This window comes from Pseudomonas sp. W2Aug9, from assembly GCF_023127755.1.
Taxonomy (GTDB): Bacteria; Pseudomonadota; Gammaproteobacteria; order Pseudomonadales; family Pseudomonadaceae; genus Aquipseudomonas; species Aquipseudomonas synxantha_A.
Genome location: NZ_SPKL01000027.1, coordinates 184,110 through 203,438, shown reverse-complemented (window position 1 = coordinate 203,438; position 19,329 = coordinate 184,110). Strand labels below are relative to the sequence as shown.

Genomic DNA, 19,329 nt, shown 5'->3' with positions numbered 1-19,329 from the left:
GCGGGTCATCCCATCCCGGCGAGGCGCGCCCCAGATGGTGCGGCTCGGGCGCCAGGGTGATTACCGCCACTTCGGCGCGACCATGGAGTATTTCTTCGTAGGCCACTTCTGAATCCAAGAACTGAATATCCAGTGCCACGTTTGGGTATTGCCGTGTGAAGGTGCGCAGGATCGGTGGCAGGCGGTGCAGGCCTATATGGTGGCTGGTGGCCAGAGTGAGGCGCCCGCTAACCTCCCCTGTAAGGTTGGTCAGGGCGCGGCGGGTGTCGTCCAGCACGTTGAGGATTTGATAAGCGCGCGGCAGCAAGGCCCTGCCGGCTTCGGTCAAGCCGACTTCACGGCCCAAGCGATCAAACAAGCGCACTTTCAATTGCTGCTCCAGGCCCGCGATGCGTTTGCTGATGGCGGGCTGCGTCAGGTGCAGGCGTTCGCCGGCCCCCGAGAAGCTGCCGGTCTCGGCGATGGCGATAAAAGCATTGAGGTTGGCCAGATCCATGGTGCTATTCCAGTTGGTAATCCAAAGCATAAAAAATATGAATTTGAGTTATTTAATGTAGCGCCATACCATCAGCCTCACAAGCCAAAGGGTTATTGAAAAGCCCGGCGTATAGAAACACCGCTGATGAGGACCGACTGATGGCCGGCAAAACGCTTTACGACAAGCTTTGGGATTCCCATGAAGTGAAACGTCGCGATGATGGATCGTCGCTGATCTATATCGACCGTCACATCATCCATGAAGTGACCTCGCCCCAAGCGTTCGAAGGCCTGCGACTGGCCGGGCGCAAGCCTTGGCGCGTCGACTCCATCATCGCCACGCCGGACCACAACGTGCCGACCACTCCTGAGCGCAAGGGCGGTATCGAGGCCATTGCCGACCAGGTTTCGCGTTTGCAGGTGCAAACCCTCGACGACTATTGCGACGAATACGGCATCACCGAATTCAAGATGAATGACGTGCGCCAGGGCATCGTCCATGTGATCGGGCCGGAGCAGGGTGCGACCTTGCCGGGCATGACCGTGGTCTGCGGCGACTCCCACACCTCTACCCACGGTGCGTTCGGCGCCCTGGCCCATGGCATCGGCACCTCCGAGGTGGAACATGTGTTCGCCACCCAGTGCCTGGTCGCCAAGAAAATGAAGAACATGCTGGTACGCGTCGAAGGCCAATTGCCGTTTGGCGTGACCGCCAAGGACATCGTGCTCGCCGTGATCGGCAAGATCGGCACCGCCGGCGGTAACGGCCACGCCATCGAATTCGCCGGCAGCGCCATTCGCGACTTGTCCATCGAAGGGCGCATGACCATCTGCAACATGTCCATCGAGGCCGGTGCCCGTGTGGGCATGGTGGCGGCGGATGAGAAAACCGTGGAGTACGTCAAAGGTCGCCCGTTTGCCCCGCAAGGCGCCGATTGGGACGCCGCCGTCGAAGCCTGGAAAGACCTGGTGTCCGACGCCGATGCGGTGTTCGACACCGTGGTCGAACTCGACGCTGCGCAGATCAAGCCGCAAGTCAGCTGGGGCACTTCGCCGGAAATGGTCCTGGCCGTTGACCAGAACGTACCGGACCCGGCCAAAGAGGCCGACCTGGTCAAGCGCGGCTCCATCGAGCGCGCCCTGAAGTACATGGGCTTGAAGGCCAACCAGGCGATCACCGACATCCAGTTGGATCGCGTGTTCATTGGCTCCTGCACCAACTCGCGGATCGAAGACCTGCGCGCCGCGGCGGTGATCGCCAAGGGCCGCAAGGTTGCCTCGACCATCAAGCAAGCCATTGTGGTACCGGGTTCCGGCCTGGTGAAGGCGCAAGCCGAAGCTGAAGGCCTGGACAAGATCTTCCTCGAAGCCGGTTTTGAGTGGCGTGAGCCGGGCTGTTCGATGTGCCTTGCGATGAACCCGGACCGTTTGGAGTCGGGCGAGCATTGCGCGTCCACCTCCAACCGTAACTTTGAAGGGCGTCAGGGCGCCGGTGGCCGCACCCACCTGGTCAGCCCGGCCATGGCCGCCGCCGCTGCCGTCAACGGTCGTTTCATCGACGTTCGCGAATTGATCTGAGGAATACCCGATGAGAGCTTTTACCCAGCACACAGGTCTTGTAGCGCCGTTGGACCGTGCCAACGTGGACACTGACCAGATCATCCCCAAGCAGTTCTTGAAGTCGATCAAGCGCACCGGTTTTGGCCCCAACCTGTTCGATGAGTGGCGCTATCTGGATGTGGGCTACGCCTACCAGGACAACTCCAAGCGCCCGTTGAACAAAGACTTTGTGCTCAATGCCGAGCGCTATCAGGGCGCCAGTGTGTTGCTGGCCCGGGAAAACTTCGGTTGCGGCTCCAGCCGTGAACACGCGCCGTGGGCCCTGGAAGAGTACGGCTTTCGCAGCATCATCGCGCCCAGCTATGCCGACATCTTCTTCAACAACAGCTTCAAGAACGGCCTGTTGCCGATCATCTTGAGCGATGCCGAAGTGGATGAGCTGTTCCAGCAAGTGGAAGCGAATGTGGGCTATCAGTTGACCGTGGACCTGGCCGCGCAGACCGTCACCCGTCCGGATGGCAAGGTGTATCACTTTGAAGTGGATGCGTTTCGCAAGCACTGCCTGATCAACGGCCTGGACGATATCGGCCTGACCTTGCAGGACGGCGATGCGATTGCGGCGTTTGAAGCCAAACATCGGGCGAGCCAGCCTTGGTTGTTTCGCGATGCCTGATTTGCGGTAACCGTGCGGGCCCCATCGCGGGCAAGCCCGCTCCCACATGGATCGATGTTCGCCTGAACACCTCGGTCAACTGTGGGAGCTGGCTTGCCTGCGATAGCGCCAGTGCAACCACCACAAACCCCGAGGAAAGCCACCATGACCACCACTGCCCATATCCAAGTCGTGCAAAAACAATTCGGCGAACAGGCTGCGGCCTACCTGAGCAGTGCCGTGCACGCCCAGGGCACCGAGTTTGCGCTGCTGCAGGCCGAGCTGGCCGGGCAGGGCGCTGCACGGCTGCTGGACCTGGGTTGCGGTGCCGGTCATGTGAGTTTCCAGGTGGCGCCTCTGGTTAAAGAAGTGGTGGCCTATGACCTGTCCCGGCAGATGCTCGACGTGGTCACCGCCGCCGCGAAAGATCGCGGCCTGCACAATATCCGCACCGTCCACGGCGCCGCCGAGCGTCTGCCGTTCGCCGATGGCGAGTTCGACTTCGTGTTCAGCCGTTATTCGGCCCACCACTGGAGTGACCTGGGCCTGGCCCTGCGGGAAGTGCGCCGCGTGCTCAAGCCGGGCGGGGTGGCGGCGTTTGTGGATGTCTTGTCACCGGGTAGCCCATTGCTGGACACTTATCTGCAAACCGTCGAAGTGCTGCGCGACACCAGCCACGTGCGAGATTACGCCGCCGCCGAGTGGATGCAGCAACTCAGCGAGTCCGGTCTGCATGTGCGTAACAGTCTGCGCCAGCGCCTGCGCCTGGAGTACACCTCGTGGGTCGAGCGCATGCGCACGCCAGAGGTGCTGCGTGCGGCAATCCTTGAGCTGCAAAGGGCGATGGGCCAGGAAGTGCGCGATTATTACGAAATTCAGGCCGACGGCACCTTCAGCACCGACGTGCTGGTGGTCTTTGCCCAGCGTTGATTGATTTTTCCCGACCTGCCCACGGGCGGGTCGCTTGATGAAATGAGGAACCCATGAGCAAGCAGATTCTGATTCTCCCTGGCGACGGTATTGGTCCGGAAATCATGGCCGAAGCGGTCAAGGTGCTGGAGCTTGCAAACGCCAAGTACAGCCTGGGCTTCGAGCTGAGCCACGACGTGATAGGCGGCGCGGCCATCGACAAGCACGGCGTGCCCCTGGCTGACGAAACCCTGGACCGTGCCCGTGCGGCCGACGCTGTGCTGCTCGGCGCCGTGGGCGGCCCGAAGTGGGACAAGATCGAGCGTGACATCCGCCCTGAGCGCGGCCTGTTGAAAATCCGCGCGCAACTGGGCCTGTTCGGCAACCTGCGCCCGGCGATCCTCTACCCGCAACTCGCCGATGCCTCAAGCCTCAAGCCGGAAGTGGTGGCGGGCCTGGATATCCTCATCGTGCGTGAGCTGACCGGTGGTATCTATTTCGGCTCGCCACGAGGTGTGCGCGAGTTGGAAAATGGCGAGCGCCAGGCCTACGACACCCTGCCGTACAGCGAGAGCGAAATCCGCCGTATTGCCCGGGTCGGTTTCGATATGGCCCGTGTGCGTGGCAAAAAGGTGTGCTCGGTGGATAAAGCCAACGTGCTGGCCTCCAGCCAACTGTGGCGCGAAATCGTTGAGGAAGTGGCCAAGGATTACCCGGACGTCGAACTGAGCCACATGTACGTCGACAACGCCGCGATGCAACTGGTGCGTGCGCCCAAGCAGTTTGACGTGATCGTCACCGACAACCTGTTCGGCGACATCCTGTCCGACCAGGCGTCCATGCTCACAGGTTCCATCGGCATGTTGCCGTCGGCGTCCCTGGACACCAACAACAAGGGCATGTACGAGCCGTGTCACGGTTCGGCGCCGGACATCGCAGGCCAGGGCATTGCCAACCCGCTGGCGACCATTTTGTCGGTGTCGATGATGCTGCGTTACACCTTCAACCTGAGTGAAGCGGCCGACGCGATCGAGAAAGCCGTCAGCCTGGTACTGGACCAGGGCTTGCGCACCGGGGACATCTGGTCCCAGGGCTGCACCAGGGTCGGAACGCAAGAAATGGGCGACGCAGTAGTCGCCGCGCTGCGGAATCTGTAATCTCTCGGGCCCGCTTGCAGTTGTTGCTGCAAGGCGGCCCACTTTTTAACAAGGTGTAGTTGCGATGAAACGTGTAGGTCTGATCGGTTGGCGCGGTATGGTCGGTTCCGTGCTCATGCAGCGGATGCTGGAAGAGCAGGATTTCGATCTTATTGAGCCGGTGTTTTTCACCACTTCGAACGTAGGTGGCCAAGGGCCGTCCGTGGGCAAGGATATTGCCCCGCTCAAGGACGCCTACAGCATTGAAGAGTTGAAGACCCTCGACGTGATCCTGACGTGCCAGGGTGGCGACTACACCAGCGAAGTCTTCCCCAAGCTGCGCGAAGCCGGCTGGCAGGGTTACTGGATCGACGCCGCTTCCAGCCTGCGTATGCAGGATGACGCGGTGATCATCCTTGATCCGGTCAACCGTAAGGTCATCGACCAGCAACTGGATGCCGGCACCAAGAACTACGTGGGCGGCAACTGCACCGTCAGCCTGATGCTGATGGGGCTCGGTGGCCTGTTCGAAGCCGGCCTGGTCGAGTGGATGAGTGCCATGACCTATCAGGCGGCTTCCGGTGCCGGTGCGCAGAACATGCGCGAGCTGATCAAGCAGATGGGCGCGACCCATGCCGCTGTCGCCGATCAACTGGCCGACCCGGCCAGCGCGATTCTCGACATCGACCGTCGTGTGGCCGAAGCCATGCGCAGCGACGCCTACCCGACCGAGAACTTCGGCGTGCCATTGGCCGGTAGCTTGATCCCGTGGATCGACAAGGAACTGCCCAACGGTCAGAGCCGCGAGGAGTGGAAGGCTCAGGCCGAGACCAACAAGATCCTCGGTCGCTTCAAGAACCCGATTCCGGTGGACGGCATCTGCGTGCGCATTGGCGCCATGCGTTGCCACAGCCAGGCGTTGACCATCAAGCTGAACAAAGACGTGCCGATCGCCGATATCGAAGGCTTGATCAGCCAGCACAACCCTTGGGTCAAGCTGGTGCCGAACAACCGCGATATCAGCATGCAGGAGCTGAGCCCGACCAAGGTCACCGGTACCCTGAATGTACCGGTGGGCCGTCTGCGCAAGCTGAACATGGGTAGCCAGTTCCTCGGTGCGTTCACCGTCGGCGACCAGCTGCTGTGGGGCGCGGCTGAACCGCTGCGTCGCATGTTGCGGATTTTGCTGGAGCGTTGATCGCTTTCTTGCATTGAAGAACCCCGCGCTCTGGTGACAGGCGCGGGGTTTTTTATTGTTCTGTCGGGCGCTATCGGGAGCAAGCCCCCTCCCACATTCAACCCAGTTCCAACCTTGAAATGGAGGGCAAGTGTGGGAGGGGGGCTTGCTTGCGATAGCGCCATCAGCCACACCACAAGGCCCAGGCTAATTGCCTCACCCCCAGCCACCCGGTAAAGTGCCGCTCCCCCCTGCAATGCCCGAGGCAGCCCCCATGACCCAGACCTTTGAAATCGCCGTAATCGGTGCCACCGGCACCGTGGGTGAAACACTGGTGCAGATCCTCGAAGAACTGGATTTCCCGGTAGGCACCCTGTATTTGCTGGCGGGCAGCAACTCGGCGGGGGCTTCGGTGCCGTTTCGTGGCAAGAACGTGCGGGTCAAAGAGGTCGACGAGTTCGATTTCAGCAAGGCGCAGTTGGCGTTCTTCGCAGCAGGCCCGGCGGTGACCCTGAGTTTCGCCCCGCGCGCCACAGCCGCTGGCTGTTCGGTGATCGACTTGTCCGGTGCATTGCCTGCCGAACAGGCGCCGCCAGTGGTGCCGCAGGCCAACGCCCAGGTGTTGAACGGTTTGAAAAAGCCGTTCCAGCTCGCCAGCCCAAGCCCGTCTGCCACCTACCTGGCGGTAGTGCTCGCGCCGTTGCGGGGTTTGGTGGACATCCAGCGCGTGAATGTCACCGCCAACCTGGCGGTCTCTGCCCAGGGCCGGGAGGCCGTCAGCGAGTTGGCGCGGCAGACCGCTGAGTTATTGAACGTGCGTCCACTGGAGCCGAAGTTCTTCGATCGGCAAATGGCGTTCAACCTGCTGGCTCAAGTCGGTACGCCAGACGCCCAAGGTCATACAGCCTTGGAGACACGCCTCGTACACGAGCTGCGTGCCGTGCTGGAAACACCTTTGCTAAAGATTTCCGCAACCTGCGTTCAAGCCCCGGTGTTTTTCGGCGATAGCCTGACAGTGTCGTTGCAATTGGCCGCGCCGGTCGATCTGGCCGCAGTCAACCGTGCACTCGATGCTGCGCCGGGTATCGAGCTGGTTGAGGAGGGCGATTACCCAACGGCTGTAGGCGATGCGGTCGGCCAGGATGTGGTTTACGTAGGACGCGTACGTGCAGGTGTCGACGACCCCGCGGAACTAAATCTGTGGTTGACGTCAGATAACGTACGCAAGGGCTCGGCCCTGAACGCTGTGGAGCTGGCGCAGTTGTTGATAAAAGGCCTTGTGTAAAAGATACTTGGCGGCAATTTGTAGATTGATTCTAGCCAGGCGCTATGCTTGGTCCCAAGTGAAACACAAGCGCGTCGGTGACCTATCGGCTCGCCATGCCTTATGGCAGCGGTTACCAACCTTCTCGCAGGGCGGGGAGCGTTCAAACAAAGGATGAGGCTATGGTTCAAGTTCGCAAACTGGTGTTAGCAATAGCGGCCGCCTCGGCGCTGTCCTCCGGTATGGCGCAGGCGCTGCAACTTGGGGAGATGACCCTCAAGTCGAAGTTGAACCAGCCGCTGTCGGTGGAAATCGAATTGCGTGATGTGGGCGGCCTCACGGCGGCCGAGATCACTCCGAGCCTGGCTTCTGCCCAGGCCTTCGTGGATGCGGGCGTTGACCGCCAGGCGTTTCTCGACGACCTGACGTTCACCCCGGTGATCAACCCCGAAGGTCGCAGCGTGGTGCGCGTGACCTCCAGCAAGCCGCTGCCCGATTCCTATGTGCGTTTCCTGCTGCAGGTGCAATGGCCCAATGGCCGTTTGATGCGTGACTACAGCGTACTGCTCGACCCGGCCAAGTTCGACCAGCCGGCACCGACTGCCAGCGCGCCGGCCATTACCGCACCTGCCGCCGGCACGCCCGCCCAGCACACCACCACGTCCCGCGACACCTTGTGGGAAATCGCCGCGAAGAATCGTAACGGCGCCTCGGTCCAGCAGACGATGCTGGCGATCCAGGCGCTCAACCCTGACGCTTTTATCGATGGCAATATCAACCGCCTGAAAACCGGCCAGGTCCTGCGCCTGCCAGATGTCACGCAAAGTACGGCGCTGGCGCAGCCTCAAGCGATCGCCGAAGTCAGCGCGCAGAACGCCGCATGGCGTCAGGGCCGTCGTACCCCCAAGGGCCAAGTGGCCGGCAAGGCGCAGTTGGATGCGACCAAGCGTACCCAGGCCGGCAATGCGCCGACGAGCACCCAGGCCAGGGACAACTTGAGCCTGGTCTCGGCCGAAGCCGCCAAGCAAGGTACGAAGGGCAAGGCCGGTGATAACCGCGCATTGAGCGACAAGCTGGCGATGACCCAGGAAGAGCTGGACACCACCCGCCGCGATAACGAAGAACTGAAGAGCCGCGCCGCCGACTTGCAAAGCCAGTTGGACAAGTTGCAAAAGCTGATTCAGTTGAAGAATGACCAGTTGGCTCGCTTGCAGGCGCAAAACGGTGAGCCGGCTACGGCTGCAATCCCTGCGCAGCTGGCAGGTGAGCCCGCAGCAGAGCCTGCGGCGCCCGCTGCAACCCCTGCAACCCCTGCACCCGCCGCTGAACCGCCCAAGCCGGTCGCGGCACCTGCTACCACCGAAGGCAAGTTCAATGACTTGCTGACCAACCCTATTATCCTCGGCATCATTGGCGGGGCAGGCATCCTGGTGGTGCTGTTGCTTCTGTTGCTGTGGGCGCGTCATCGCAATGCCCGCCGCGAAGAGGAAAAGCATCTGCGCATGGCGCGGGCGCTGGCCGAAGAGCCTGAGTTCACGCCCAATATTGACCAGGACCTGCCGCCCGACAGTTTTGAAGGCCTTGAAGTGCCACCGCCGAGCGTCAAGCTGGGCGCCGCGCCAGCGCCTGCCCCGGTGGCTGAGCCGGTTGTCGTGCCGACTGTCGCTTCCGTGCTCGCACCCCTGGCCGTCGCTGTTGCCCAGGAGAACTCCAGCGATGCATTGGCTCAGGCCCAGTCCCATATCGACCGCGGCCACCTGAACCAGGCGGCTGATGTGCTTGAACAAGCCATCAAGCATGAGCCCAAGCGCAGCGACCTGCGTTTGAAGCTGATGGAAGTCTACGGCCTGCAGAACGACAAGGACGGCTTCGTCACCCAGGAGCGCCAATTGGTCGCCAACGGTGAGAACCACGCCCAGGTCGAGCAGCTCAAGAGCCGCTTCCCGGCCATGGCCGTGCTGGCAGCGGGCGTCAGCGCCGCCGTGGCTGCTGCGGCTCTCGATGCGCAGTACGTCAAGGATTTGCTCGATGACAAGCCGGCCGCGCCTGAGCCGGCGGACACCTTCGACAACGATTTTGACCTTAGCCTGGATGAGCTGGAAGCTGCCTCGCCGGCCGAGATCGCCCGGGACCAGCAAACCTTTGAAGCGCTGCTGCAACAACAGACTGAGGCCAAGGCCGATGCGCAGGATCTCTCGGACTTTGATCTGGACCTGCAACTGGATCCGCCAGCGTCGAAATCCGATGACGACTTCCTCTCGGGACTTGAGGAGCAGATGAAGGACGTGCCGCCTGTCGAGCCGCCCACCCTGACACCTGCCGCGCTGGACGAATTCGAGTTGCCGGAAGACTTTGACCTGTCCCTGGCTGATGAGCCGACGGCCCCGGCAGCCAAGCCCGATGCGTTTGCCTCGGAACTGGACGACGTCAATGCCGAGTTGGACCGATTGTCCCAGAGCCTGGAGCACCCGCCGATCGAGCCGACCTTCACGGCCGAGGATGCCGCGCTGGGCGGTGATGATGAACCGGATTTCGATTTCCTCTCAGGCACGGATGAAGTCGCTACCAAGCTCGACCTGGCCCAGGCTTACATCGACATGGGTGATGCCGATGGCGCTAAAGACATCCTTGATGAAGTCTTGGTCGAAGGCAACGAAGACCAGCGTGGCGAAGCCAAGGAAATGCTCGGCCGAATCTAAAGCCAGGCGCTATAACAGTGTGGGAGGGGCGGTGCGACGATTCGACTTGCTCCCTCCCACATTTGTTTGGCATCGATCCATAACAAAACGCCCGTCAGGCATCCGACGCCTTTATAATGCCCGCCTTTGCGCAACTCATCAGGCTCTCAGTTCTTGGCAAATATAGATAACGCGGCCGCCGAAATGGCGGCCGCCGGCTTTTACCGCATCGCCCTGGGCGTGGAATACAAAGGCTCGCGCTATCGCGGCTGGCAGCGTCAGGCCTCCGGCGTGCTGACGGTGCAGGAAACCCTCGAAAACGCCCTGTCCAAAGTCGCTGACTCGCCGGTGTCGCTGATGTGCGCCGGGCGTACCGACGCTGGCGTACACGCGTGTGGCCAGGTGGTGCACTTCGACACCCAGGCCGAGCGGTCGATGAAGGCGTGGGTGATGGGGGCGAATATCAATTTGCCCCACGACGTGAGTGTGAGCTGGGCCAAGGTCATGCCGGCGCATTTTCATGCACGCTTCAAGGCCATCGCCCGGCGTTACCGCTACGTGATCTACAACGATCAGATCCGGCCCGCGCATCTCAATGAAGAAATTACCTGGAACCACCGCCCACTGGATGCCGAGCGCATGGCCGAGGCCGCGCAGCACCTGGTGGGCGTGCATGACTTCAGCGCCTTCCGCGCCGGCCAGTGCCAGGCCAAGTCGCCGATCAAGGAAGTTCATCACCTGCGAGTCACCCGCCACGGCAAGATGATCGTGCTGGATATTCGCGCCGGGGCGTTCCTGCATCACATGGTGCGCAACATTGCCGGCGTGCTGATGACCATCGGCGCCGGCGAGCGCCCGGTGGAGTGGGCCAGGGAAGTGCTGGAAAGCCGCATCCGTCGCACGGGCGGCGTCACGGCGCACCCGTTTGGCCTGTATTTGGTGGATGTGGAGTACCGTGACGAGTTCCAGTTGCCGGAACGCTTTATCGGGCCACACTTCCTCACAGGTTTCAGCGAACTTGGCGGCTGACGCCCGGAAAAGCTTTTGTTAACATCCGGGACTTTCTCGGTCCAACCCTGAGGTTCCTACGACATGTCAGCCGTTCGCAGCAAGATTTGCGGGATTACCCGCATAGAAGACGCGCTGGCGGCAGTCGAGGCAGGGGCCGATGCCGTCGGTCTGGTGTTTTATGCCAAAAGCCCGCGCGCGGTGAATGTGCTGCAGGCGCGGGCCATCATTGCGGCGCTGCCGCCTTTCGTGACCACCGTGGGCTTGTTCGTCAACGCCAGTCGCTGCGAACTCAATGAAACCCTGGATGCGGTGCCGCTGGACATGCTGCAGTTCCACGGCGATGAAACGCCTGATGAGTGTGAGAGTTATCAGCGCCCGTACATCAAGGCGTTGCGGGTCAAGACGGGCGACGATATCGCCGCGGCGTGTGCCGCGTATATCGGCGCTCGCGGGATCCTGCTCGACACCTACGTCGAAGGCGTACCGGGTGGTACGGGTGAGGCGTTCGATTGGTCGCTGATTCCCGAAGGGTTGAGCAAGCCGATCATCCTGGCCGGTGGGCTCAACCCTGCGAACGTCGGGGCTGCCATCGAGCAGGTGCGGCCGTATGCCGTGGACGTCAGCGGTGGGGTGGAGCAGGGCAAGGGCATCAAGGATCACAACAGGATTCGCGCATTCATGCAGGCCGTGCGCAACAGCAGTGGCGGGATGTGACGGCTGGCAGTCTGCCGCCGTCCATAACTACCACTGTGTAAAACAGCCCGGCGCCGCCTGTGGGTGGCCCGGAAATGAAGTGGCAACCCTGCGCTGGCAGGTTGTCTGGAAGGCTGAGGATGCAGGCGGGAAATGGCAGGTCCAACGTCTGACCCCGTCCCGCAGGCATCATCGCCACATATGAATTTAGCTCAAGGGCATACGCGGGGCTGTGTTCAAGCCACCGGTACTGGAGAAAGAAAGCATGAGCAACTGGTTAGTAGACAAACTGATCCCTTCGATCATGCGTTCCGAGGTGAAGAAAAGCTCGGTTCCTGAAGGTCTGTGGCACAAGTGCCCGTCCTGCGACGCGGTGCTGTACCGCCCGGAGCTGGAAAAGACCCTGGATGTTTGCCCCAAGTGCAATCACCACATGCGTATCGGCGCGCGCGCGCGCATCGACATCTTCCTGGATGCCGATGGCCGCAACGAACTGGGCGCTGACCTGGAGCCGGTCGACCGTCTCAAGTTCCGCGACAGCAAGAAGTACAAGGACCGTCTGGTCGGTGCGCAGAAGCAGACCGGCGAGAAGGACGCGCTGATCTCGGTCAGCGGCAAGCTGCTGGGCATGCCCGTGGTGGTCTCGGCCTTCGAGTTTTCCTTCATGGGCGGTTCCATGGGCGCCATCGTCGGCGAGCGCTTTGTGCGTGCTGCCAACTACGCCCTGGAAAACCGTTGCCCGATGATCTGCTTCGCCGCCTCCGGTGGTGCGCGTATGCAGGAAGCGCTGATCTCCCTGATGCAAATGGCCAAGACCTCGGCGGTACTGGCGCGTCTGCGCGAAGAAGGCATTCCGTTCATCTCGGTACTGACCGACCCGGTCTACGGCGGCGTTTCCGCCAGCCTGGCGATGCTCGGCGATGTGATCGTCGGCGAGCCCAAGGCGCTGATCGGTTTTGCCGGCCCGCGTGTGATCGAGCAAACCGTGCGCGAGAAACTGCCGGAAGGCTTCCAGCGCAGCGAGTTCCTGCTGGAGCACGGTGCTATCGACCTGATCATCCCGCGTGGCGAACTGCGTCCACGTCTGGGCAACCTGCTGGCGCAAATGATGGGCCTGCCGACGCCTGTGTACGTCGCGCCTAAAGTTGAGCCAATCGTCGTGCCGCCGGTGCCTGCAAACCTATGACCCAACGTACCCTGGGCGAATGGCTCGCCTACCTTGAGCAGTTGCATCCGTCCGCCATCGACATGGGTCTGGAGCGCTCGCAACAGGTAGCGGCCCGCCTCGGGTTGGGCCAGCCGGCACCGCGTGTGATCACGGTGACCGGCACCAACGGCAAGGGCTCCACCTGTGCCTTTGTCGCGGCGCTGTTGCAGGCCCAGGGCCTGAAGGTCGGCGTGTACAGCTCGCCGCACCTGCTGCGCTACAACGAGCGGGTACAGCTCAATGGCGTCGAAGCCACGGACGAGCAGTTGTGCGCAGCCTTCGCTGCCCTGGATGCCGGGCGTGGCGATACTTCCCTGACCTATTTCGAGATGGGCACCCTGGCGGCGTTCTGGCTGTTTGAGCGTGCGCAACTGGATGTGGTCGTACTGGAAGTCGGCCTCGGCGGGCGCCTGGATACGGTCAATGTGGTGGATGCCGACCTTGCTCTGGTCACCAGCATCGGTGTTGATCATGCCGACTACCTGGGCAATACCCGCGAGTCCGTGTCCTATGAAAAGGCCGGGATTTTCCGCCAGGGCAGGCCGGCGCTGTGTGGCGACCTGGATCCGCCGCAACCTTTGCTGGACAAGGTGCGCGAACTGGATTGCCCGTTCTACCTGCGCGGTCGTGAATTCAATCTCGACATCGGTGCGACCCATTGGCAATGGCGCGGGCGTGATGCCCGTGGCAAGGTGGTCGAGCTGCTTGATTTGCCGCTGCTGAACCTGCCGATGGAAAACGCTGCGCTCGCGCTGCAAGCCTATTTGCTGCTGGATCTGCCGTGGAATGCCGAGCAGATCGGCGCAACCCTGCGGGCGACGAAAGTGGTGGGGCGCCTGGATCGTCGGGTGCTCGACTGGCAAGGCAAGCGCCTGAACCTGTTGCTGGATGTGGGGCACAACCCCCATGCGGCTCACTATTTGGCGCAGCGCCTGGCACGCACGCCACCGGCCGGCCGTCGACTGGCGGTGTTCGGGCTGTTGGCCGACAAGGATCTGGAAGGCGTGGTTGCGCCGTTGCTTGGCAGTGTTCAGTCTTGGGCCGTTGCGCCGCTGGATACACCGCGTAGCCGGCCGGCAGCTGAGCTGCAAACCGCCTTGCAGAACCTTGGCGCGCCCGTGACGTCGTATGCAAGCATCATTGCCGCCCTGGAAGCGCAGTGTGCGGTGGCTACGGCCGAGGACGAAATCCTGTTGTTCGGATCATTTTATTGTGTTGCCGAGGCGCTCGAATGGCTGGCCCGGCGCTCCACGGAGGAAGCTGCACATGGCATTACTGGATAGCGCATACAAGCAGCGAATGGTTGGAGCCCTGGTGTTGGTGGCGTTGGCAGTCATCTTCCTGCCGATGCTGTTTTCCCGTCAGGACGAACAGCGCCAGGTGGTGGTTGAAGCACCCGCTGCGCCCCAGGCGCCGGTGGTGCCCCAGGTTCAGGTCGAGCCGGTGGTGGTGCCCGAGCCTCAGGCGTTGCCGGAAGAACCTGTACCTGTCGAGGAGGAGGTCGCCACGCAACCGGCTCCTTCGATGCCGGTGCAGCCAAGTGTGCCGGTGGTCAAGCCGACGCCGGCACCGGCTGTCGCTGCCAAACCGCCTGCACCGGCGCCAACGCCCAAGCCTGTGGCGCCGCAGCCTGCTGCGCCGGGTAAACCGGATGTGGGCCAGAGCCGCATTGATCCCAATGGCCTGCCGATCAGTTGGTCGATCCAGCTCGCCAGCCTGGCCAATCGCGAAAGTGCCGACGCCTTGCAGAAAAAGCTGCGTGCCCAGGGTTATAACGCTTACATCCGCAGCGCCGATGGCAAGAATCGTGTGTTTGTCGGGCCGCTGATCGAGCGCGCCGAGGCTGATCGCCTGCGCGATTTGCTGGGCCGCCAGCAGAACCTCAATGGGTTTGTGGTGCGCTTCCAGCCAGAGCGCGGCTGATTCAAGCAGGCATTAACGCAATCTAAGTGTGGGAGGGGGCTTGCTCCCGATAGCGGTGGGTCAGTCAGTACATCTGATACTGACACACTTCAATCGGGAGCAAGCCCCCTCCCACATTGGTTTATGGTGGGCTTGAAATGGCGTTCACACCGCCCAATCTATTGATTTGCAAAGCAGCCGCAATCACCGCTTACCGATAGCCCGGCGCTCTGCTAAAATGCGCCGCCTTATCCGTACGTAGGCTGCACTGTGCCATTTACCTGGGTTGATTGGGCGATCGTTGCAATCGTCGCCATCTCCGCTTTGATCAGTCTGAGCCGCGGCTTCGTAAAAGAAGCACTGTCGTTGCTGACCTGGATCATCGCAGGAGTCGTAGCCTGGATGTTCGGTGGTTCACTGTCGGTCTACCTGGCCGGGTACATAGAGACACCTTCGGCTCGCGTCATCGCGGGCTGCGCCATCATGTTCATCGCCACGCTGCTGGTGGGGGCAATGGTCAATTATCTTATTGGCGAATTGATACGTGTCACCGGCCTCTCCGGGACCGATCGATTTCTCGGCATGGCCTTCGGCGCCGCGCGTGGCGCGTTGCTGGTGGTTGTGGCGGTCGGGCTGTTGAGCCTGGGGCCGGTACAGCAGGATTCGTGGTGGCAGGAGTCTGTACTCGTGCCAAAATTTCTATTGGTTGCAGATTGGTCCAAGAACCTCATATTGGGGTGGAGCAGTCAGTGGCTGGCCAGCGGAATCAGCGTACCCGCTGATCTTCCGTTCAAGGAACACCTCTTGCCGGCGCAAACGCCTCAGTAAGCTGTGTTCAGTCAAGATTCATTAAGTAGGGGTTGCGTCGCATGTGTGGCATCGTCGGTATCGTCGGTAAGTCGAACGTCAATCAGGCGCTGTATGACGCGCTAACCGTCCTCCAGCACCGCGGCCAGGACGCTGCCGGTATTGTGACCAGCCACGACGGCCGGTTATTCCTGCGCAAGGACAATGGCCTGGTGCGTGACGTGTTCCATCAGCGTCACATGCAGCGCCTCGTCGGGCACATGGGTATTGGCCATGTGCGTTACCCGACTGCCGGTAGTTCGACTTCGGCCGAAGCTCAACCGTTCTACGTCAACTCGCCTTACGGCATCACCCTGGCGCACAACGGTAACCTGACCAACGTTGAACAGCTGGCCAAGGAGATCTACGAATCTGACCTGCGCCACGTCAACACCAGTTCCGACTCGGAAGTGCTGCTCAACGTGTTCGCCCACGAACTGGCCCAGCGCGGCAAGCTGCAGCCGACCGAAGAAGACGTGTTTGCTGCCGTGATCGACGTGCACAACCGTTGCGTCGGTGGTTATGCCGTGGTGGCGATGATCACCGGGTACGGCATCGTCGGTTTCCGCGACCCCCACGGCATCCGCCCGATCGTGTTCGGCCAGCGTCACACCGACGAAGGTGTCGAGTACATGATCGCGTCCGAAAGCGTGTCCCTGGATGTACTGGGCTTCACCCTGATCCGCGACCTGGCGCCGGGCGAGGCTGTCTACATCACCGAAGACGGCAAGCTGCACACCCGCCAGTGCGCTGTTGCGCCGAAGCTGACCCCGTGCATCTTCGAACACGTCTACCTGGCGCGTCCGGACTCGATCATCGACGGTGTGTCGGTCTACAAGGCGCGTCTGCGCATGGGCGAGAAGCTGGCCGAGAAGATCCTGCGCGAGCGTCCCGAGCACGACATTGACGTGGTCATCCCGATTCCGGACACCAGTCGTACCGCTGCGCTGGAGCTGGCCAACCACCTGGGCGTCAAGTTCCGCGAAGGCTTCGTCAAGAACCGCTACATCGGTCGTACCTTCATCATGCCCGGCCAGGCTGCGCGCAAGAAATCGGTGCGTCAGAAGCTCAACGCCATCGAGCTTGAGTTCCGCGGCAAGAACGTGATGCTGGTGGACGACTCCATCGTGCGGGGCACCACCTGCAAGCAGATCATCCAGATGGCCCGCGAAGCCGGGGCGAAGAACGTGTACTTCTGTTCCGCCGCGCCTGCGGTGCGTTACCCGAACGTGTACGGTATCGACATGCCGAGCGCCCATGAGCTGATTGCGCATAATCGTTCGACCCAGGACGTGGCCGACCTGATCGGTGCCGACTGGCTGATCTACCAGGACCTGCCGGACCTGATCGAAGCGGTTGGCGGGGGCAAGATCAAGATCGAGCAGTTCGACTGTGCCGTGTTCGACGGCAAGTACGTGACCGGAGATGTCGACGAGGCTTACCTGAACAAGATCGAGCAGGCGCGTAACGACTCGTCCAAGATCAAGACCCAGGCGGTCAGCGCGATCATCGACCTGTACAACAACTGAGTAGACACCGGCCCTGAGGGGCCGGTTTTGTATCTTAAATAACGTATTGAGTAAGGAGTCGCAGCATGAGTCAGGAATGGGATGCCGGTCGGTTGGACAGCGACCTCGATGGCGTAGCTTTCGATACCCTGGCTGTGCGCGCCGGTCAGCACCGCACCCCGGAAGGGGAGCACGGTGACCCGATGTTCTTCACCTCAAGCTACGTGTTCCGCACGGCGGCCGACGCTGCGGCGCGTTTTTCCGGTGAGGTGCCGGGCAACGTGTACTCGCGCTACACCAACCCGACCGTGCGCGCGTTCGAAGAGCGTATCGCGGCCCTGGAGGGCGCTGAGCAGGCTGTGGCGACCGCGACCGGCATGGCGGCCATCCTGGCGGTGGTGATGAGCCTGTGCAGCGCTGGCGACCATGTGCTGGTGTCGCGCAGCGTGTTCGGCTCGACCATCAGCCTGTTCGAGAAGTACTTCAAGCGCTTCGGTATCGAAGTGGATTACGTGCCCCTGGCGGATTTGTCCGGCTGGGATGCGGCGATCAAGGCCAATACCAAGCTGCTGTTCGTCGAATCGCCGTCGAACCCGCTGGCCGAGTTGGTCGACATCGCTGCGCTGTCCGAAGTCGCCCACGCCAAGGGTGCGATGCTGGTGGTGGATAACTGCTTCTGTACCCCGGCCTTGCAGCAACCGCTGAAGCTGGGTGCGGACATCGTGGTGCACTCGGCAACCAAGTTCATCGACGGCCAGGGCCGTTGCATGGGCGGCGTGGTGGCTGGGCGCAGCGAGCAGATGAAGGAAGTGGTGGGCTTCCTGCGTACCGCCGGCCCGACCCTGAGCCCGTTCAACGCCTGGATCTTCCTCAAGGGCCTGGAAACCCTCAGCCTGCGCATGAAAGCCCATTGCGCCAACGCCCAGGCCCTGGCCGAGTGGCTGGAGCAGCAGGACGGTATCGAGAAGGTGCACTACGCTGGCCTCAAGAGCCACCCGCAACACGCCTTGGCCCAGCGCCAGCAGCGTGGTTTTGGTGCGGTGGTGAGTTTCGAAGTCAAGGGCGGCAAAGACGGCGCCTGGCGCTTTATCGATGCGACGCGCTTGATCTCCATTACCGCCAACCTGGGTGACAGCAAGACCACCATCACCCACCCGAGCACCACCTCCCATGGGCGCCTGGCGCCGCAGGAGCGTGAAGCGGCCGGTATCCGTGACAGCCTGATCCGTATCGCGGTGGGCCTGGAAGATGTAGCAGACTTGCAGGCAGACCTGGCCCGCGGGCTGGCGGCCTTGTGATCGAGTGGTCCATGGAGGCCGCAGCGGCCAGTAACGGGCGCGTTGCGCTGGTAACGGGCGCGGCGCGGGGCATTGGCCTGGGGATTGCCGCGTGGCTGATCAGCGAAGGCTGGCAGGTGGTGTTGACCGACCTTGACCGCGAGCGCGGCGCCAAAGTGTCCAAGGTGCTGGGTGATAACGCCTGGTTCATCACCATGGACGTGGCCGACGAGAAGCAAGTGGCCCAGGGGGTTGCCGAGGTGTTGGGGCAGTTCGGGCGACTCGACGCGCTGGTCTGCAATGCCGCCGTGGCTGACCCGCGCAATATCACCCTGGAAAGCCTCGATCTGGCGTACTGGAATCGCGTGCTGGCGGTGAACCTCGGCGGGCCGATGCTGTTGGCCAAGCATTGCGCGCCGTACCTGCGCGCCCACGGCGGTGCGATCGTCAACCTGGCCTCGACCCGGGCCCGTCAATCGGAGCCGGATACCGAAGCTTACGCGGCGAGCAAGGGTGGCTTGCTGGCCCTGACTCACGCCTTGGCCATGAGCCTGGGGCCAGAGGTTCGGGTCAATGCGGTCAGCCCTGGCTGGATTGATGCGCGTGATCCTGCTGCACGCCGTGCGGAGCCGCTCACCGATGCTGATCATGCCCAGCATCCGGCGGGCAGGGTCGGTACGGTAGAGGACGTGGCGGCGATGGTGGCCTGGTTGCTGTCGCGTCAGGCCGGGTTTGTCACCGGGCAAGAGTTTGTAGTGGACGGTGGCATGAGCAAGAAGATGATTTACAGCGAGTAGGGCGGTTAGCCGTCTTGAAGTGATTTTGTCTTTTTCAGAAAAACTTCAAGCAGGCTATTGACTTAGGTCCGTTACCTGCGTAAATTTCGCGGCCTCAACGAAGCAAAGGGTGATTAGCTCAGCTGGGAGAGCATCTGCCTTACAAGCAGAGGGTCGGCGGTTCGATCCCGTCATCACCCACCACTTCTTGAGAGTCTTGCACTTGTGGCAAGACGCAACGTTAAAGGTTGCACCG

Annotated in this window: 17 protein-coding genes and 2 tRNA genes (1 of these 19 cut by a window edge); 18 read left to right on the top strand and 1 reads right to left on the bottom strand. The window is 61.9% G+C overall.

All coding sequences use genetic code 11. The annotated features are described in order from the left end of the window. Nucleotides 1-496: LysR family transcriptional regulator (locus E3O56_RS17775; protein WP_248128642.1), on the bottom strand; the 496-nt coding region annotated here is incomplete at its 3' end. Nucleotides 497-636: 140 nt separating this feature from the next. Between E3O56_RS17775 and leuC the strand changes: the two genes are divergently transcribed. The 18 genes from leuC to E3O56_RS17685 all read left to right on the top strand — a co-directional run. Next, nucleotides 637-2,055 carry a 3-isopropylmalate dehydratase large subunit gene (gene leuC, locus E3O56_RS17770; protein WP_005789773.1) on the top strand — a complete coding sequence of 473 codons (1,419 nt, stop codon included), beginning with the start codon at nucleotides 637-639 and terminating at the stop codon, nucleotides 2,053-2,055. Between the two features lie 10 nt (nucleotides 2,056-2,065). Next, nucleotides 2,066-2,710, top strand: coding sequence for a 3-isopropylmalate dehydratase small subunit (gene leuD / locus E3O56_RS17765; protein WP_003192559.1), 645 nt, complete (start codon nucleotides 2,066-2,068; stop codon nucleotides 2,708-2,710). Nucleotides 2,711-2,854: 144 nt separating this feature from the next. Beyond that, nucleotides 2,855-3,619, top strand: coding sequence for a class I SAM-dependent methyltransferase (locus tag E3O56_RS17760; protein ID WP_248128641.1), 765 nt, complete (start codon nucleotides 2,855-2,857; stop codon nucleotides 3,617-3,619). Nucleotides 3,620-3,672: 53 nt separating this feature from the next. Beyond that, nucleotides 3,673-4,755: a 3-isopropylmalate dehydrogenase gene (gene leuB, locus E3O56_RS17755; RefSeq protein WP_032880245.1), complete on the top strand. Its 1,083-nt coding sequence runs from the start codon at nucleotides 3,673-3,675 to the stop codon at nucleotides 4,753-4,755. Between the two features lie 64 nt (nucleotides 4,756-4,819). Beyond that, on the top strand, nucleotides 4,820-5,932 hold the full coding sequence (asd, locus tag E3O56_RS17750; protein ID WP_005789767.1) for an aspartate-semialdehyde dehydrogenase: 1,113 nt from the start codon (nucleotides 4,820-4,822) through the stop codon (nucleotides 5,930-5,932). A gap of 253 nt (nucleotides 5,933-6,185) precedes the next feature. Continuing rightward, a complete protein-coding gene (locus E3O56_RS17745; protein ID WP_032880246.1) occupies nucleotides 6,186-7,196 on the top strand; it encodes an aspartate-semialdehyde dehydrogenase in 1,011 nt (336 codons plus the stop codon). Nucleotides 7,197-7,357: 161 nt separating this feature from the next. Further along, complete coding sequence (locus E3O56_RS17740) at nucleotides 7,358-9,874, top strand: FimV/HubP family polar landmark protein (RefSeq protein ID WP_103733784.1); 2,517 nt, start codon at nucleotides 7,358-7,360, stop codon at nucleotides 9,872-9,874. A 183-nt stretch (nucleotides 9,875-10,057) separates the two neighbouring features. Then, a complete protein-coding gene (truA, locus tag E3O56_RS17735; protein WP_103733785.1) occupies nucleotides 10,058-10,882 on the top strand; it encodes a tRNA pseudouridine(38-40) synthase TruA in 825 nt (274 codons plus the stop codon). 63 nt (nucleotides 10,883-10,945) lie between these two features. After that, nucleotides 10,946-11,578, top strand: a complete 633-nt coding sequence (locus tag E3O56_RS17730; RefSeq protein ID WP_248128640.1) for a phosphoribosylanthranilate isomerase — start codon at nucleotides 10,946-10,948, stop codon at nucleotides 11,576-11,578. Between the two features lie 244 nt (nucleotides 11,579-11,822). Continuing rightward, the gene (gene accD, locus E3O56_RS17725) at nucleotides 11,823-12,743 is read left to right on the top strand and encodes an acetyl-CoA carboxylase, carboxyltransferase subunit beta (protein WP_005789754.1); all 921 of its coding nucleotides are present in this window, start codon (nucleotides 11,823-11,825) and stop codon (nucleotides 12,741-12,743) included. Continuing rightward, nucleotides 12,740-14,047 carry a bifunctional tetrahydrofolate synthase/dihydrofolate synthase gene (gene folC / locus E3O56_RS17720; protein WP_248128639.1) on the top strand — a complete coding sequence of 436 codons (1,308 nt, stop codon included), beginning with the start codon at nucleotides 12,740-12,742 and terminating at the stop codon, nucleotides 14,045-14,047. Before accD ends, folC begins: the two co-directional genes overlap by 4 nt. Beyond that, nucleotides 14,031-14,687 carry an SPOR domain-containing protein gene (locus tag E3O56_RS17715; protein ID WP_032880251.1) on the top strand — a complete coding sequence of 219 codons (657 nt, stop codon included), beginning with the start codon at nucleotides 14,031-14,033 and terminating at the stop codon, nucleotides 14,685-14,687. Before folC ends, E3O56_RS17715 begins: the two co-directional genes overlap by 17 nt. A gap of 249 nt (nucleotides 14,688-14,936) precedes the next feature. Beyond that, nucleotides 14,937-15,494 carry a CvpA family protein gene (locus E3O56_RS17710; RefSeq protein ID WP_005789751.1) on the top strand — a complete coding sequence of 186 codons (558 nt, stop codon included), beginning with the start codon at nucleotides 14,937-14,939 and terminating at the stop codon, nucleotides 15,492-15,494. Between the two features lie 41 nt (nucleotides 15,495-15,535). Beyond that, nucleotides 15,536-17,041 (top strand): amidophosphoribosyltransferase, encoded by a 1,506-nt coding sequence (gene purF, locus E3O56_RS17705; RefSeq protein ID WP_003192537.1) that lies wholly within the window; start codon nucleotides 15,536-15,538, stop codon nucleotides 17,039-17,041. Nucleotides 17,042-17,106: 65 nt separating this feature from the next. Next, a complete protein-coding gene (locus tag E3O56_RS17700) occupies nucleotides 17,107-18,318 on the top strand; it encodes an O-succinylhomoserine sulfhydrylase (RefSeq protein ID WP_005789748.1) in 1,212 nt (403 codons plus the stop codon). A gap of 11 nt (nucleotides 18,319-18,329) precedes the next feature. Further along, entirely contained in the window at nucleotides 18,330-19,094 is a 765-nt protein-coding gene (locus E3O56_RS17695; protein WP_032880253.1) for an SDR family oxidoreductase, read from the top strand. A 107-nt stretch (nucleotides 19,095-19,201) separates the two neighbouring features. Beyond that, nucleotides 19,202-19,277, top strand: a tRNA-Val gene (locus E3O56_RS17690). 31 nt (nucleotides 19,278-19,308) lie between these two features. Then, nucleotides 19,309-19,329, top strand: a tRNA-Ser gene (locus E3O56_RS17685) (it continues 68 nt past the right edge of the window).

What these genes read in the sequence shown, in the direction of transcription:
- leuD (WP_003192559.1), top strand. Translation starts at nt 2,066, where the DNA reads ATGAGAGCTTTTACCCAGCACACAGGTCTTGTAGCGCCGTTGGACCGT.
- asd (WP_005789767.1), top strand. Translation starts at nt 4,820, where the DNA reads ATGAAACGTGTAGGTCTGATCGGTTGGCGCGGTATGGTCGGTTCCGTG.
- E3O56_RS17700 (WP_005789748.1), top strand. Translation starts at nt 17,107, where the DNA reads ATGAGTCAGGAATGGGATGCCGGTCGGTTGGACAGCGACCTCGATGGC.
- leuB (WP_032880245.1), top strand. Translation starts at nt 3,673, where the DNA reads ATGAGCAAGCAGATTCTGATTCTCCCTGGCGACGGTATTGGTCCGGAA.
- E3O56_RS17695 (WP_032880253.1), top strand. Translation starts at nt 18,330, where the DNA reads ATGGAGGCCGCAGCGGCCAGTAACGGGCGCGTTGCGCTGGTAACGGGC.
- purF (WP_003192537.1), top strand. Translation starts at nt 15,536, where the DNA reads ATGTGTGGCATCGTCGGTATCGTCGGTAAGTCGAACGTCAATCAGGCG.
- truA (WP_103733785.1), top strand. Translation starts at nt 10,058, where the DNA reads ATGGCGGCCGCCGGCTTTTACCGCATCGCCCTGGGCGTGGAATACAAA.
- folC (WP_248128639.1), top strand. Translation starts at nt 12,740, where the DNA reads ATGACCCAACGTACCCTGGGCGAATGGCTCGCCTACCTTGAGCAGTTG.
- E3O56_RS17760 (WP_248128641.1), top strand. Translation starts at nt 2,855, where the DNA reads ATGACCACCACTGCCCATATCCAAGTCGTGCAAAAACAATTCGGCGAA.
- leuC (WP_005789773.1), top strand. Translation starts at nt 637, where the DNA reads ATGGCCGGCAAAACGCTTTACGACAAGCTTTGGGATTCCCATGAAGTG.
- E3O56_RS17740 (WP_103733784.1), top strand. Translation starts at nt 7,358, where the DNA reads ATGGTTCAAGTTCGCAAACTGGTGTTAGCAATAGCGGCCGCCTCGGCG.
- E3O56_RS17715 (WP_032880251.1), top strand. Translation starts at nt 14,031, where the DNA reads ATGGCATTACTGGATAGCGCATACAAGCAGCGAATGGTTGGAGCCCTG.
- accD (WP_005789754.1), top strand. Translation starts at nt 11,823, where the DNA reads ATGAGCAACTGGTTAGTAGACAAACTGATCCCTTCGATCATGCGTTCC.
- E3O56_RS17730 (WP_248128640.1), top strand. Translation starts at nt 10,946, where the DNA reads ATGTCAGCCGTTCGCAGCAAGATTTGCGGGATTACCCGCATAGAAGAC.
- E3O56_RS17745 (WP_032880246.1), top strand. Translation starts at nt 6,186, where the DNA reads ATGACCCAGACCTTTGAAATCGCCGTAATCGGTGCCACCGGCACCGTG.